This window comes from Myroides sp. C15-4 (genome assembly GCF_050522745.1).
Classification (GTDB): domain Bacteria; phylum Bacteroidota; class Bacteroidia; order Flavobacteriales; family Flavobacteriaceae; genus Flavobacterium.
The window spans coordinates 1-15,109 of sequence record NZ_JBMVQX010000031.1; the positions used below are offsets into that span (position 1 = coordinate 1).

At 37.6% G+C, this 15,109-nt stretch carries 16 protein-coding genes and 1 pseudogene; 8 read left to right on the top strand and 9 right to left on the bottom strand.

The features are described 5' to 3' along the window. Together ACPDHL_RS12655 and ACPDHL_RS12660 are read left to right on the top strand one after the other, a co-directional pair. Nucleotides 1-582, top strand: a 582-nt coding sequence (locus tag ACPDHL_RS12655) for an IS3 family transposase (protein WP_430533123.1), incomplete at its 5' end; no start/stop codon positions are given. Nucleotides 583-603: 21 nt separating this feature from the next. Then, nucleotides 604-831, top strand: a pseudogene (locus ACPDHL_RS12660) (IS3 family transposase); the annotation flags it as partial. A gap of 97 nt (nt 832-928) precedes the next feature. Here the strand turns inward: ACPDHL_RS12660 and ACPDHL_RS12665 are convergent. The 4 genes from ACPDHL_RS12665 to ACPDHL_RS12680 all read right to left on the bottom strand — a co-directional run bounded on the left by ACPDHL_RS12665 (nt 929) and on the right by ACPDHL_RS12680 (nt 2,849). Beyond that, complete coding sequence (locus tag ACPDHL_RS12665) at nt 929-1,258, bottom strand: hypothetical protein (RefSeq protein ID WP_430533124.1); 330 nt, start codon at nt 1,256-1,258, stop codon at nt 929-931. After that, the gene (locus ACPDHL_RS12670) at nt 1,237-1,500 is read right to left on the bottom strand and encodes a hypothetical protein (protein WP_430533125.1); all 264 of its coding nucleotides are present in this window, start codon (nt 1,498-1,500) and stop codon (nt 1,237-1,239) included. The genes ACPDHL_RS12665 and ACPDHL_RS12670 overlap by 22 nt, the downstream gene beginning before the upstream one ends. A 152-nt stretch (nt 1,501-1,652) precedes the next feature. Next, nucleotides 1,653-2,384: a hypothetical protein gene (locus ACPDHL_RS12675; RefSeq protein ID WP_430533126.1), complete on the bottom strand. Its 732-nt coding sequence runs from the start codon at nt 2,382-2,384 to the stop codon at nt 1,653-1,655. 54 nt (nt 2,385-2,438) lie between these two features. Further along, nucleotides 2,439-2,849 carry an acyl-CoA thioesterase gene (locus ACPDHL_RS12680; RefSeq protein WP_430533127.1) on the bottom strand — a complete coding sequence of 137 codons (411 nt, stop codon included), beginning with the start codon at nt 2,847-2,849 and terminating at the stop codon, nt 2,439-2,441. A gap of 187 nt (nt 2,850-3,036) precedes the next feature. Here ACPDHL_RS12680 and dnaA point away from each other — a divergent pair, with 187 nt between their 5' ends. The 3 genes from dnaA to ACPDHL_RS12695 all read left to right on the top strand — a co-directional run bounded on the left by dnaA (nt 3,037) and on the right by ACPDHL_RS12695 (nt 5,758). Beyond that, complete coding sequence (dnaA, locus tag ACPDHL_RS12685; RefSeq protein WP_002986081.1) at nt 3,037-4,476, top strand: chromosomal replication initiator protein DnaA; 1,440 nt, start codon at nt 3,037-3,039, stop codon at nt 4,474-4,476. Next, a complete protein-coding gene (locus ACPDHL_RS12690; protein WP_430533128.1) occupies nt 4,476-4,934 on the top strand; it encodes a low molecular weight protein-tyrosine-phosphatase in 459 nt (152 codons plus the stop codon). Before dnaA ends, ACPDHL_RS12690 begins: the two co-directional genes overlap by 1 nt. 101 nt (nt 4,935-5,035) lie before the next feature. Next, nucleotides 5,036-5,758: an SAM-dependent methyltransferase gene (locus tag ACPDHL_RS12695; protein WP_430533129.1), complete on the top strand. Its 723-nt coding sequence runs from the start codon at nt 5,036-5,038 to the stop codon at nt 5,756-5,758. Nucleotides 5,759-5,973: 215 nt separating this feature from the next. On the opposite strand, the gene ACPDHL_RS12700 is transcribed toward ACPDHL_RS12695, so the two are convergent. From ACPDHL_RS12700 to ACPDHL_RS12715, 4 genes are all read right to left on the bottom strand, one after another. Continuing rightward, complete coding sequence (locus ACPDHL_RS12700) at nt 5,974-6,645, bottom strand: thioredoxin family protein (protein WP_430533130.1); 672 nt, start codon at nt 6,643-6,645, stop codon at nt 5,974-5,976. 12 nt (nt 6,646-6,657) lie between these two features. Next, nucleotides 6,658-7,155, bottom strand: coding sequence for a TlpA family protein disulfide reductase (locus tag ACPDHL_RS12705; RefSeq protein WP_430533131.1), 498 nt, complete (start codon nt 7,153-7,155; stop codon nt 6,658-6,660). 114 nt (nt 7,156-7,269) lie between these two features. Then, nucleotides 7,270-7,590 (bottom strand): DUF6787 family protein, encoded by a 321-nt coding sequence (locus ACPDHL_RS12710; protein WP_430533132.1) that lies wholly within the window; start codon nt 7,588-7,590, stop codon nt 7,270-7,272. A gap of 104 nt (nt 7,591-7,694) precedes the next feature. Next, a complete protein-coding gene (locus ACPDHL_RS12715; RefSeq protein WP_430533133.1) occupies nt 7,695-8,720 on the bottom strand; it encodes a threonine aldolase family protein in 1,026 nt (341 codons plus the stop codon). Nucleotides 8,721-8,766: 46 nt separating this feature from the next. Between ACPDHL_RS12715 and prfB the strand changes: the two genes are divergently transcribed. Then, a protein-coding gene (gene prfB / locus ACPDHL_RS12720) for a peptide chain release factor 2 (protein ID WP_430533134.1) occupies nt 8,767-9,862 on the top strand; the annotation gives its coding sequence in 2 pieces (ribosomal slippage) (nt 8,767-8,829 and nt 8,831-9,862; 1,095 coding nt in all). A gap of 189 nt (nt 9,863-10,051) precedes the next feature. Here the strand turns inward: prfB and ACPDHL_RS12725 are convergent. Further along, nucleotides 10,052-10,819, bottom strand: a complete 768-nt coding sequence (locus ACPDHL_RS12725) for an XRE family transcriptional regulator (protein WP_430533135.1) — start codon at nt 10,817-10,819, stop codon at nt 10,052-10,054. Between the two features lie 83 nt (nt 10,820-10,902). Here ACPDHL_RS12725 and dinB point away from each other — a divergent pair, with 83 nt between their 5' ends. Both dinB and ACPDHL_RS12735 read left to right on the top strand, forming a co-directional pair. After that, entirely contained in the window at nt 10,903-12,060 is a 1,158-nt protein-coding gene (gene dinB / locus ACPDHL_RS12730; protein WP_430533136.1) for a DNA polymerase IV, read from the top strand. Nucleotides 12,061-12,062: 2 nt separating this feature from the next. Next, nucleotides 12,063-15,038 (top strand): DNA polymerase III subunit alpha, encoded by a 2,976-nt coding sequence (locus ACPDHL_RS12735; RefSeq protein ID WP_430533137.1) that lies wholly within the window; start codon nt 12,063-12,065, stop codon nt 15,036-15,038. Nucleotides 15,039-15,109: the final 71 nt, after the last annotated feature.

The following is a 15,109-nucleotide window of genomic DNA, read 5'->3' on the forward strand; positions in this document are numbered from 1 at the left end:
AAACAAGCCAAAGCAAATCTAAAACGAGTTATTACAGAAGTTTACTTCGAGTTTAAACAGCGTTATGGTAGTCCTCGCCTTACAATAGAGCTGAACGCACGAGGTTATAAAGTGTCTAAACCGACTGTTGCTAAATACATGAAAGAGTTAGGATTACGTAGTAAAGTAGCTCGACGATATAGAATTACCACAGACTCTGAACACAATTATTTAGTGGTTGACAATATTTTAGATAGAGAATTTACACAAACCAAACCAGGGAAAGCTTGGGTGTCCGATATTACTTATATCGCTGTAAAAGAAGGGTTTATTTATCTAACTACAATAATAGATTTATTCGATAGAAAGGTGATTGGATGGAGCCTGAGTAAAGATATGTCAACGGAAAACACCACTTTAGCAGCCTTTAAAATGGCTAAAAAGAGCAGATCTTTTGAAGAAGGACTAATTTTCCATTCTGACCAAGGAGTTCAATATGCAAATTACAAATTTGCTAACTATTTAGAGTCCTTTAATGTTGTCAGAAGCATGAGTAGAACTGCGAAGCACATCACGAATACCAAAATAGATAATAACCAATGAGTAAAGGCCAATTGTTGGGATAACGCCGTAGCGGAAAGCTTCTTTAAATCCCTAAAAGTGGAGATGATTTATGGAAATTTACAATTAAATACAAAGCAAATGGAAGCGAAAGTTTTTGACCCGAACGAAGTGAACTGGCGCAAGCAATATATCGAAATGTGGTATAATAAAAAACGTAGACACTCTTACTTGAACTATCAGACAATCAACGAATTTAATCAAATAATAAATATTAATAAAGCTGCTTAACTAATTGTCCGGATTTCATTAGGATATCCACTCATAACAGATTCAAAGGAATAGCTAGTTCCCTTTTCTAAAAGGTGTTTACGCAAAAAAGACGTTATTAAGGAAGCTTCATAGCTATGTGTTGTTTTGATTTATCGACAATTACGTTCTCACGTATTTCAACATCAATTCTATGTCCTTCAAATTCAGATTTTTCAATAAGTGATCGTGTATAAGGTTCTTCTTTAAAGGCATCTAAATCCTCTTGTGTAAGTGTTAAACCAAATGAGGCTATATTAATAAATCCTTTAGAAGCAATTTGATTTTCTATTTCATCTGCATTAATAAAATATCCTACACTAAACTGTTCTGCAATAGAAGCAAAAAGAGTAGATTTACCAGAGCCATTGGGACCTCCAAACACTCTTAATCTTCTTGGCGCAGGCATATTTTAACCCCTTTAGCTAAATGGACCTTACTCTTTACTTGGTGAACTTTTTTCAATTCAGTTGTAGTACCATCAGCCTCTTGTAAAACTACAGCATCTCCTTTGACCATTTGTATGGGTAATTCTAATGCAGTAGAAATTCGTACAGCCGTAGAAGAAGCTCTTTTAGCTGCTCCTACAATCAACTTACGTTCTTCACGCAACTTAGTTGTTCCCGTATTCATTCTTTCTTTTCTTTGCATTGTAATTCACATTAATAATGATGGATGAAGTTACAAAACTTACTGCTGCTTTCCTAACTCTTTTTAATCCAAACAACCCGTACTTAAATCTTATAATTAGTCCAATAAAAAAGGGATGAACGGTTATTCATCCCTATATATTCATTCGCTTTTTATTCTTCTTTGATAAAAGTCAAAAACTCATCATAGTATTGCGCTAATAATATTTGATAGCCTTCACTTTGATCAACTTTAATTTTATCAGTTTCGGGTTGAGAGACAAAGTAGATCACAAAAGCATCAACGTGATAGGCTGGAATCCCCAAATCTTTCATTAGCTCTTCTCTAGGATATTGTTTGTAGAAAGAACTCATCGCAAGATCAATTTTCTCGTACTCTAGCATTTTGAGGTCGCGTTTTCGCTTTCCACTTAATCGATTAATGATAGCGTCAACGCTAATTCCCATTTTGAGCTCATCTGTAGCATGAAACAGTCGATTGTTTTTGTTGTATCGCTTTTCAGCTGCCGTCATTTTTTTCCCGCCAAAATCCATTTCACCTTCGCCAAATTCTTTTTTAACGATGATAATTTCCTCCAAATTTTGCCCTGGCTTAATCAACACTGGGGTAATGCGTTTCGTTTGTAAATCTGCTTCGTCAATGACGTAGCGCATAGTCGCGCTGTAATCACTCGTAAATCGCAGCGTATCTCCTAGCTGGGTTTGAATCAAGAAATAACCTGTTTGATCTGCTTGTGTCTGTTCTTTTGTCGTGGTATTTTCAATTTTAACTGGAACAATTTGCCCATTATAAAGTCGAACACGTCCATCTATTAAAGTTGCGCGTTGCGCATAAGAACTCCATCCGATGCAAAGGATGCTCAACAGAGCAACTATATTTTTCATTCGTTGTTTGTTTTGATTGGTTAAAGATATAATTACTTGAAAGAATAAAAAAAATTATTCTTCTCGCAATCCCTCAATTCTTTCCATCACATAAGCAGGGGGAACAGTAGGACGTCCAGATTTCATATCAACAAAGACCAACATAGAATATCCCGTTGTTAATAACTCCCCTTGTTGATTGTATAATTCATAATCGAATTCAATTTTGACTCCACTACATTGTTTAAAAATAGTGCGAATACACAAGTCTTCATCATATTTTGCTGGCTTTTTGTAGTTCATCGTCAGGGAAACTACGGGAAGCATAATCCCTAGTTCTTCCATTTGCTTATAGGAGATTCCTAAATTCCTCAACCACTCAACTCGCCCAATTTCAAAGTATTGCGCATAATTCCCGTGATACACTACGCCCATTTGATCTGTCTCTGCATAACGCACTCGTACGGTGTAATCGTATTTTTTCATATTCTACTTAAATTTATTTGACTAATTGAATTATAAATGTACTTACCATTTTTTTTTGAAAATTACAATGACCTAATCGTTTTTTTATCCCAAAAATTGTTCACATATTTGCCATCTGATTCGACACCGACATCAATCCAAAAAACATTCAAAAATAGTAACTGTTTTTTTAAAAATCTAACCAAAAATGCACGAATACAAAGACATGACAGCGCAATCTGCTTGGAATGCTTGTCTTGAATTCATAAAGGACAACATAGGCGAACAAGCATTCAAGACTTGGTTCATGCCTATTAAAGCCATTGAATTAACTGAAGACAAGTTATATATACAGGTGCCTAGCAAATTCTTCTATGAATGGCTAGAAGAACACTATGTAAGCATATTGAAAGTTGCGTTGACAAAAGTGTTAGGTGGCAATGCAAAGTTACTATATAAAATACAAATGGAAAATGTATCTGGCAACAAGCAGCCATTTACAGAACAGTTACCTAGTTCTCAACGAGGTCCTGTAAAACCACAAGAATTAGATGTTCCAGTTCAGAACAAAAATCCTGAACTAAAAAACCCATTCATCATTCCAGGTATTCGAAATGTAAAGATTGAATCTCAGTTAAATTCAAACTATTCTTTTGACAACTTCCTAGAAGGAGATGCAAACCGCTTAGCGCGTTCTGCAGGGATGGCTGTGTCTAAAAAACCAGGGGGGACTTCATTCAACCCTTTGTTGATTTTTGGTGGCGTTGGATTGGGAAAAACCCACTTAGCACATGCCATAGGTGTAGAGATCAAAGAATATTTTCCCGATAAAACCGTTTTGTATATTTCAGCGGAAGTATTCACCCAACAATACGTAGATTCAGTACGTAAACAAACAAGAAATGACTTCATCTATTTTTACCAATTAATCGATGTGTTAATTGTCGATGATATTCAATTCTTATCTGGTAAGTCTGGAACACAAGATGTGTTTTTCCACATTTTTAACCACTTACATCAAAATGGAAAACAAGTAATTCTAACTTCAGATAAGGCTCCTGTAGACATGCAAGATATCGAGCAACGCTTGTTATCTCGTTTCAAATGGGGATTATCAGCTGAGATTCAAACACCGGATTTTGAAACTCGAGTGAAGATTGTTAAACATATTTTATACCGTGATGGGGTGACTATGCCTGAAAACATCATCGAGTATATGGCTAAAAATGTATCGACCAACGTGCGTGAATTAGAAGGGGCAATTATTTCGTTAATTGCACAATCTTCGTTCAACAAACAAGAGGTAACGATTGATTTAGCTCGTCAAGTGATTGAGAAATTCATCAAGCATACACAAAAAGAAATTTCCATTGACTATATCCAAAAAGTAGTATCTGATTACTTCGAAATGGATATTGAAACACTGAAATCAAAAACAAGAAAGCGCAATATTGTACAAGCCAGACAATTGGCGATGTTCTTTGCGAAGAAATACACCAAAGCATCGTTAGCGAATATTGGTTCTCAAATTGGAAAACGCGATCACGCTACGGTATTGCACGCTTGTAAAACGGTAGATAACTTATTGGAGACGGATAAAGAATTCAAGAAGTTTCACGATGAAATTAACCAAAAGTTCAATATGTAATGAAAGCAAAGGTACTGATGGTTTGTTTGGGTAATATTTGTAGATCTCCTTTAGCTGAAGGAATTTTACAAGCCAAACTTCCTCAAGAACACTTTTTAGTTGATTCAGCCGGAACAGGTAATTGGCACGCAGGTGAACGACCTGATCCACGTTCGATTGAAGTCGCAAAAAAATACGGTATCGATTTAACTACCCAACGGGCAAGACAATTTAAAAAGAGTGATTTTAGTACGTTTGACTATATTTTCGTCATGGATCAGTCAAATTACAACAATGTAATCCAACTAGCTGAAACACAAGAAGACAAAGCAAAGGTTCGCCTACTTTTAGATGTACTTGATGCAACAAAAAAAGCAGAAGTTCCTGATCCGTATTACGGAGGTCCTGATGGATTTGAACACGTATTTCAACTGATTGATGAGGCTTGTATCCTCATTGCTAATAAATTAAAATCTTAGTTATTTATATTATAAACGAGGAAGAAATAGCATTTCTTCCTTTTGTTTTTTATAGGTGGCTTTACTTACCTTTGCAAATAAAAAAAACAGTTCCTCTAATTATGGATAAAGCAACTCACACTGGAACCTTGTATATGATTCCTACAACATTAGGCGACAACGACCCCATGCAAGTGCTTCCTCAAGCTGTAAAAGACACCATCGATCGATTGTCTATTTTCATTGTGGAAAATGAAAAAACGGTTCGCAAATTTATCAAGCGAATTGCACCAGATAAGAAACAGTCGGAATTAATTTTATTTCCCCTTAATAAACACACTGACCCTGCCACATATAAACAATACATCCAGCCACTTATGGAAGGAAAAGACGTAGGGGTTATCAGTGAGGCAGGTTGTCCCGGAATTGCCGATCCTGGGGCTGCCATTGTTGAACTAGCACACAAACAAAATATTCGCGTGTTGCCTTTGGTTGGTCCTTCATCTATCCTACTCGCCCTAATGGCTTCGGGAATGAATGGACAAAGCTTTGCGTTTAATGGCTATTTACCCATCGATAAAAATGAAAAGAAAAGCGAATTGAAAACCTTTGAACGCCTATCGTTTGAGAAAAGTCAATCACAAATTTTTATTGAAACACCTTATAGAAACAATCAACTCTTACAAGATTTAATCCAAATTCTACACCCTAATACGCTATTGTGTATTGCTTGTGATATTACACTAGAAAGCGAATTTATCCAAACAAAACCAATAGCTGCCTGGAAGAGAACCACGATTGATCTGCACAAAAGACCTTGTATCTTTATTTTACACAAGAATTGATCGGTGATGCGTAATGCGTGATAAGTGAATTTATGCTATAAAAAAAGGTTCGATCTTTTGAAGAAGATCGAACCTTTTTTTGTTCTTTGCTCTTTGTTCTTTGGCTTTTTGTAAAAGATATCAAAAGACGCCTAACCACCATTCACCACTCACCATTCACCACTCACCATTCACCACTCACCATTCACCACTCACCATTCACCATTCACCATTCCCTATTTCACTTTAATCGAGCAACCAATAGCCACCGTTTCTGGTTGTTCAATGGCCCTTCCTTCCAATAACGCATCGACTGCTTTTTCTACGTATTTATCCGATACTTGAGTTTCATCTTCATAGTTATCATCAATAGCACCAATGTATTTCACGATATGCTTTCCTCCTTCTTTTTGCAATACAAACACATGAGGTGTTTTTGTAGCTCCATATTGTGGGTAGATTTTTTGTCTCTCATCTAACACATAAGGAAACGTAAATCCTTGCTCTTTTGCTCTAACCTTCATCAATTCTAACCCGTCTTCTGGTTGAACAACAGGATCATTGGGGTTAATAGCGATCACTGGATAACCCAATTCCTTGTATTTATTATCTAGGGCAACAATGCGCTTTTCATAAGCTTTGGCATAAGGACAGTGATTACAAGTAAAAATCACAATAAATCCTTTGGCCTCTTTAAAATCTGCCAAACTGTGTTTTTTATTGTCGGTGCCCAATAGACTAAAATCCGTTGCTGCATCTCCTATCTTATATCCCATAACCTCTTTAAAGTCATTTACGGGCTCTATTACTTCTTCTGTAGGAGTAATTACTCCTGCGTCTTTTACCTCTTTTTTACAAGCAAAAAGAGCAAGACTACAGCATACTACTAAAACTAAATTTCTCAACATATCTTTTTTTTATTACATTAATTTTTTCAACTCATCATAGGATAAAACACCCTCGTGAAAGTAAATTTGCTTTCCATTTTTATACATTGCAGTGGCGGGTATTGCTCCACTCCAACTTTTATGCACAGCGGGAATCCACGCATTCATTCGCTTTACATCAGACAACAAAACCACAGGTGGCGTCAGCTGATGTTCTTGCACGAAAGGCTGTACCTTGGTTTCAAAATCCTTCGCTCGATCCAAACTAACTAAAACCATTTCCATTTTTGCGTTGCCTTTATTCTCCTCATAAAACTTGACAAAATCAGGAAGTTCTTCTACACAGGGCACACACCAAGTTGCCCAAAAATTCACGATATACACCTTGTCATCGTGTTGATTAACTGCTTCTAAGAGCAAGTGATAATCCTCAATTACTCCTTCCAAGGCAAAGGGTTTTTCGTAACCTGTTTCTTTTTTACAACTTATTGTCATGAAGAAAGATAGCACTAGTATAAAATATCGATTCATGGAGTATATCATCTAGGTGTCTTACAAATATATTTTTTTTACTTGAAAATATGCAGTAATTGACAAACAAAAATAGCGAAGCATATGCTTCGCTATTTTATTTTCTATCTCGTTTTATTTTTCTATTTTTTCTTTGGGATAAATAAACCCTAATCCCATACGCGTCAACATTTTTTTTACAAAGTTCCAAAAGAACTCGCGTTGACCAAATAAAGTTCCGATACAAATCAGGATCACTTTATACATGGGAAAAATAATTAAAACATACAGCACCCAATACAATAAAGGGTGTGTCAATCCTCTTTCTATACCTAAATAAGTCAAAATAGGTTTTGAAATAAACGCAGCAGTTGAACCTGTAATTGCAAATACAACTAGGATAATGACTACCTGAAAATTAGAAGTAAGTCCCCAACGTTGTTTTAACTTTTCCATTTATTTATTTTAAATCTAAACAAAAGTAGTCCTTTTTCAAATAGTAAAAAACTAATTTTTACTTAAAATATAAAAGCCATTCTGAAGAATGGCTTTTTATTCTTTTACAGTTCAATTTGATTCATAGTTTCCAAAACATATTCATGCATCACTTCGCGATAGTCTAAATGGGTAACGATGCGCAACCACCCTTTCCCAATTTCGCTAATAAGAATATTTTTCTGTTTGAGTTTATCCAAAAAAGGTTTGATTTTCGCTTCATCATCCAGACGGAAAACCAATATATTTGTTTGAACAGGGAGAATTTCTTTCACCCATGTTTTTTTGTTGAGTAACATCTCAATTTGCTTAGCTCTATAGTGATCACGTTGAAGGCGGCTCACATTATTTTTCAAAGCATACAAAGCAGCTGAAGTTAGATATCCTGTTTGTCGCATTCCTCCTCCCATTGTCTTACGAATACGAATTGCGCGCTGAATCAACTCCTTAGACCCTAGCAATACAGATCCCACAGGGGCTCCTAAACTTTTGGAGAAACACACCGAAATCGTATCAAACAAAGCGCCAAACTGCGTCGGATGTTGTGATTTGGCAACTAATGCATTCCACAGACGCGCACCATCTAAGTGCATTTTAATACCATAGGTGTCACATACCTCTTTGATACGTTCAATTTCACTCAGCTCATAACAAGCTCCACCTCCCATATTAGTCGTATTTTCTAAACACACCAACTTAGTTAACGGTAAGTGAATATTCGCAGGATCTGTATAGTGATAGATCACATCTTCAGCAGTAATTCGCCCGCGATCACCATCCACTAAAGCAGAACTTACACCATGGTGAACCGCAGCTCCTCCTCCTTCAAATTGATAAATATGCGAACTTCTATCGCAAATTAATTGATCGCCTGGTTGAGTATGTAATTTGATAGCAACTTGATTAGCCATAGTTCCCGAGGGAAAAAACAAGGCAGCTTCCATTCCAAAAAGCTCAGCAACAGCCGCTTCCAACTCATTAGTACTCCCATCTTGTTTGTAAACATCGTCCCCTACGCGCGCTTTCAGCATATAGTTCAACATCTCTGGCGTGGGCTTTGTAATTGTATCGCTAATTAAATTAATTTCCATAAATCCGCAGGAATAAGTATTTTTGCATGTAAAAGTATTAAAAAATATGGTAACCACAGAACAACAGAAGGACATTATTGATCGCCTTGGTGCGTTAAGGAGGTATCTTTGACGTCGATAAGAAGTTAATTGAAATTGCAAACGAGGAAGAAAAAACGTTTGCTCCTGACTTTTGGAATAATTCAAAAGAAGCCGAAATCATTGTCAAAAATCTAAAATCCAAGAAAAAGTGGATTGAAGACTATGAACAGGCAAAAAATCACCTAGAAGAATTTCAAGTATTGATTGAGTTTTACAACGCCAAAGAAGTATCGGAGGACGAAGTAATAGACCAATACAAGAAAACGCTGGAACTCATTGAGAATTTAGAGTTTAAGAATATGTTATCTGACGAAGGTGATAACATGAGTGCGGTCTTACAAATTACCGCAGGGGCAGGTGGAACAGAAAGTTGTGATTGGGCCTCTATGTTGATGCGTATGTACATCATGTGGTCTGAGAACAGCGGATACAAGGTCAAAGAGCTCAACTATCAAGCAGGGGAAGTCGCAGGTGTAAAAACGGTAACCTTGGAGATTGAGGGAGAATTTGCTTTTGGGTATTTGAAAGGAGAAAATGGCGTGCATCGTTTGGTCCGCATTTCCCCTTTTGACAGCAATGCCAAACGCCATACCTCTTTTGCTTCTGTTTACGTCTATCCATTAGCGGATGATACCATTGAAATTGAAATCAACCCTTCCGATATTTCTTGGGAGACCATGCGTTCAAGTGGTGCAGGTGGACAAAATGTAAATAAGGTAGAAACAGCAGTTCGCTTAAGACACCACCCTACAGGTATTATCATTGAAAATTCCGAAACGCGTTCTCAATTAGACAATAAAATCAAAGCCATGCAGCTCTTAAAATCGCAACTTTACGAAATTGAGTTGAAGAAAAAACAAGCCATGCGCGATGAAATTGAAGCTAATAAGAAGAAAATTGAATGGGGCTCACAGATTCGAAATTATGTGATGCACCCCTATAAATTAGTCAAAGACGTTCGAACTGGCCACGAAACAACAGATGTTGACTCGGTGATGGATGGCGAAATTGACGCTTTCTTAAAAGCCTATTTGATGATGATGGGACAACAAGAGGAATAATACGGTTGACAGTTAATCGGTTTACAGTTGATAATGTGAATAAAAAAAAACAAGCTTGAGTAAAAACTCAAGCTTGTTTTTTTTGTTGTTTTATAAAACTCTGGTTTAAGGATAATTATCCTTAAATCATTAATTTAAACAAAGTGCAAAGTGCAAACAACGAAGAACAAACAACGAAAAACAAAAAAACTAATTCACCTTCTTCATGACATCTTTCAACATATGGCGAATTTCCTGAAACATTGCTTTTGTATCAGCTTCTCCTAAATCTTCGGGTTTAAATTCTTCTGTCGCAATACTACAGGCATATTCCCATATTTCGAGGATATCGTATGCTTTGATTCGGTAAGGCTCATAAAAGGTATTGTCTGAATGCAATTCATAGGTTTCCTCATCAATGCGATAGACGCGTTTATATACCACTCCCTCATTCGCAGTCATAATAATATACGTTCGTCCATTGCGGATATACTCCAGCTGTTCAATATAACTTCCAATAATAAACGAGCCTTCTTGATGGGGTGGCATCGAATCGCCTTCAATGGGAAATGCGCGATACTTTCCATCTCGTAAAAAAGGCAGGGAAATTTGATCGAGATTTTGGATAAATTCAGGATCAGCATAGCCTGATAAATACCCCGCTCTTGCTTTATGTGGAATAATCTCAATGAAATTATTTCCATTGGGATCTACCATAATGGGCAATAAAATGCGATTATCTTCCAATTTCAATAAATCTTGCATGGGCACCTTTCTCAAATCAACCGAAATAAGTAAATCCACGCTTACGTGAAAATAGCGAGAGATTTTCAACAAAACTTCCAAAGGGGGTTCAGATGCCCCTTCTTCGTATTTTGAATAACGGGCACGCGTAATGAGTAGCGAATCTGCGACTTTTTGCTGAGACAATTCTTTCTGTGCTCGCAAATACCTGATGTTATCTGATAAGTATGACATTTGCTATTATTTATAGCATCAAATATACTAATTATTGCTAACATACGTAGTAAGTTTGTTTAAAATATTTTAAACTCAGGCAGATGGAACGCGCCATTGTACATTTAGATTTGGATAGCTTTTTTGTTTCTTGCGAGCGATTGATCAATCGTCAACTCGCTGGAATCCCTCTTATTATAGGTGGAGGTGACCGGGGAGTCGTGTCGAGTTGTTCGTATGAGGCACGTACATTTGGCGTGCGTTCAGCCATGCCCATCCGCATGGCGATGCACTTGTGTCCACAGGCCAAGATTATCAAAGGAGACATGGAATTATACAGCAAAATGTCAGCAGAAGTAACGGAAATTATAGCAGAAAAAGCTCCTGTAATGGAAAAAGCAAGCATTGACGAATTCTATCTTGACTTAACGGGAATGGATCGCTTTTTTAGTACAAATCAATGGGCCGCCGAATTAGCTGCTACCATCAAAAAAGAAACCCATCTCCCTTTAAGTTATGCCTTATCGATCAACAAAACCGTTTCAAAGATGGGCACTAATGAAGCTAAACCTGCTGGAGCCCTTGTCATTCCCGAAAAAGAGGTACGTCCTTTTCTCAATCCCTTGTCGATTCGCAAGATTCCCATGCTTGGACAAGCTACCTATGATTCACTCGCGCGCTTGGGTATCCGCACCATTGAAACCCTGTCGAATATGCCTTCGGACATCCTGTTTCAACTCTTAGGTAAAAATGGATTAGACATTTGGAAAAAGGCTAACGGCATTGATTATACGCCTGTTGAACCTTATCGAGAACGCAAATCCATCTCAGCAGAACACACCTTTGCTCAAGATACCATTGACCTCATCTTAGTAAGAACAACCTTGTTAGGCATGGTAGAACGTCTCGCTTTTCAATTGCGATCAGAAGGTTGGTTGACCTCTGTGGTATCCGTAAAAATTCGGTATACCAATTTTGACACGGAAACGAAACAGTGTAAAATTGCCTATACCTCAGCCGATCACCTACTCAATACGCATGTACTGGATTTATTCGAAAAGCATTACCAACGTCGCATGCGATTGCGATTGATCGGAATTAATTTCAGCGGATTAGTAAGAGGGAACTATCAAATCAATCTATTTGAAGATTCTCAAGAGATTATGGCACTCTATGAAGCCATGGACCAAATTAAAAAACAATACGGCATACAGGCAGTTCACCGCTGCTCTAGTGCGATACTCAAAACTAAAAAGAAATAAAGATGTTGTTAAATTGTCATTCTTACTATAGTCTGCGCTTTGGCACGATGTCCTTAGCCCAATTGGTAAACAGAGCCAAAGAACTAAAAATAAAAACCTTAGCCTTAACAGATATCCACACCTTTTATGGCGTGTATGACTTTATTCGCCTGTGTCAACAAGCTGCTATTAAACCGCTTATTGGCGCTGAGTTTCGCGTAGATCAACGCTTACAATATATCGTTATAGCCAAAAGTGAACGTGGTTTTACTGCCATTAATCAATACATTTCTCAACATAATAAAACCAAACAACCCTTCCCAACAAAAGCACCGTACTTGGTTGATACCTTTGTTATCTATCCTTTAGAGAACTGTCCTCCTACCCTTGCAGATCACGAATACATTGGCGTCAAAATGAATCAACGCAATCTACTCTATCAAGAACAGTGGAAAAAACTTGCACATCAAATGGTTGTTTTACACCCTGTGACAATACAACATTCAGAAGAATATGAGCTACACCGTATTCTACAAGCAATTGATCAAAATACGCTATTGAGTAAATTAGATCCCAATACCTGTGCGTTACCTGATGAAACCCTGGTCAGTGAAGCAACCTTGTCTCAACACTTTGCCTCTTTTCCTTCCTTACTTGCTAATACGGAGAAAATTACAACCGAGGCTACTTTTTCTTTTGAATCCAGAAAAAGTAGAAATAAACTACATTTCACCGACAGCAAGGCCCGTGATTTACAGCTTCTCACTCAACTTGCTCAAGAAGGATTAACACGTCGTTATGGCAGTAAAAATACCGAAGCGCAAAACCGATTAACAAAGGAATTAGCCGTTATTGAGCAATTGTCTTTTGCCAGCTATTTTCTCATCATTTGGGATATTATTACCTACAGTACATCACAGGGTTTTATGCATATCGGAAGAGGAAGTGGAGCCAATAGTTTAGTAGGGTATTGCATTGGCATTACCAATGTTTGTCCCTTAGAACTCGACTTGTACTTTGAGCGTTTTTTAAATGTCAATCGAAAATCTCCTCCCGACTTTGATATTGATTGGTCGTGGACCGATCGCGATGCGATTATCGATTATATCTTTGATCGTTATGGCAGTGAACACGTTGCTTTTTGCGGTGCCATGTCTACCTTTAAATCGCGTTCTATTGTACGGGAAATCGGCAAAGTATACGGTTTAGCCAAAGAAGAACTCGACCAGCTCAACAGTCGATATACGAAAGATCCAATCGATAACAACTCCGTCGTACAACTGATTCATCAATATGGGCAGCTATTGGAGGGATTTCCCAATCAACGTACCATGCATGCCTGTGGAATTTTAATTTCAGAAGAACCAATTACACAGTTTACTGCTTTAGATTATCCACCCAAAGGCTATGCTGTTGCGCAATTTGACATGCATATTGCCGAGGACATTGGCTTTGAGAAATTCGATATCCTCAGCCAACGCGGTATTGGACACATCAACGAAACAGTAGCGCTTATTCAACAGAACCAAAACTTAACAGTAGATATCCGCAATATTGCGCTTTCAAAAAACGAATCGCGATCCAATGCCTATTTACAAGTGGGAAACACCATCGGCTGTTTCTACATTGAAAGTCCAGCTATGCGTGGATTATTGAGAAAATTAAAGTGTAACGATTACAAAACATTAGTAGCAGCTTCGTCTATTATCCGACCTGGAGTTGCCCAAAGCGGTATGATGCAAGAATATATTTACAGACACAACCACCCCAATCAATTTGAATATTTTCACGACGTTTTTAAGGATCAACTTGGGGAAACCTATGGTATTATGGTGTATCAAGAGGACGTCATCAAGATTGCTCTTCACTATGGCGGGTTACCTGCTGAAGATGGCGATATTTTGCGTCGTGCCATGAGCGGAAAAAGTCGTTCCAAAGAAGGCTTACAAGCCGTTCGAAATCGATTTTTAACACTATGTGCAGCAAAAGGTCATCCACAAGCCCTTAGTGAAGAAATTTACCGCCAAATTGAATCTTTTGCAGGCTATTCGTTTTGTAAAGCACATTCGGCTTCTTATGCCATTGAAAGCTATCAAAGCCTATATCTCAAAGCACATTACCCTTTGGAATTTATGGTCGCTGTAATCAATAACCAAGGCGGATTCTATCGTACGGAGGTTTATGTACACGAGGCTAAAATGTCAGGAGCTCGCGTCTTTCCTCCTTGTATCAACCGAAGCAACCAAGGAGCTACCTTGAAAAAAAGAGATATCTTTTTGGGATTTGACCTAGTGAAAAACCTCAATACGGCTTTGATTAATGCCATATTGAGCGAACGTCAACGACAAGGCAATTATACCTCACTTGAAAACTTTATTCAACGCGTAAACATCAATCTTGAAGCCTTGGAAACCTTAATTTTCATTGGAGCTTTTCAATTTACAGGACTCCAAAAAAACGAATTGCTCATCCAAGCGAAATTGCTGTATCACAAGAACAAATCCAATCCTACTTGGCAGTTGTTGCAAGAACCAATCAAACAATTTAACTTCCCAAAATTAAAACGCGCTCCAGAAGAAGATGCTTTTGATGAGCTGGAATATTTGGGCTTTCCTGTATCTTGTAGTCCTTTTAACCTCTTACAGACTAAATTTAGAGGCGAAATAACCACCAAGGACTTCCTCTACCACAAAGATGAAAATACGCGCTTAGTGGGCTATTTAATCGCGTTAAAACCTATTCAAATCAAAAATGGGTTAATGTACTTCGGTACGTGGATCGATACCAATGGAGATTACTTTGATACTGTTCACTTTCCTACGAGCTTACAACAATACCCCTTTCAAGGTAGTGGCTGTTATTTGCTATTGGGAACCATTCAAATCGAATATGATGTCCCTACACTCCATATTCTCAAAATGGCGAAACTTCCATTTATGACAGACCCGAGATATCAGGTAGTGGATAAACAAAATGCAAAAGGAAAAGTGAAGTTGTAAAAAGTAAATTGGAGTTTGTGCAGTTTGCGCGTTGTGTAAGTTATTTTATTTAGCTTGGCTACGTTTTTTTA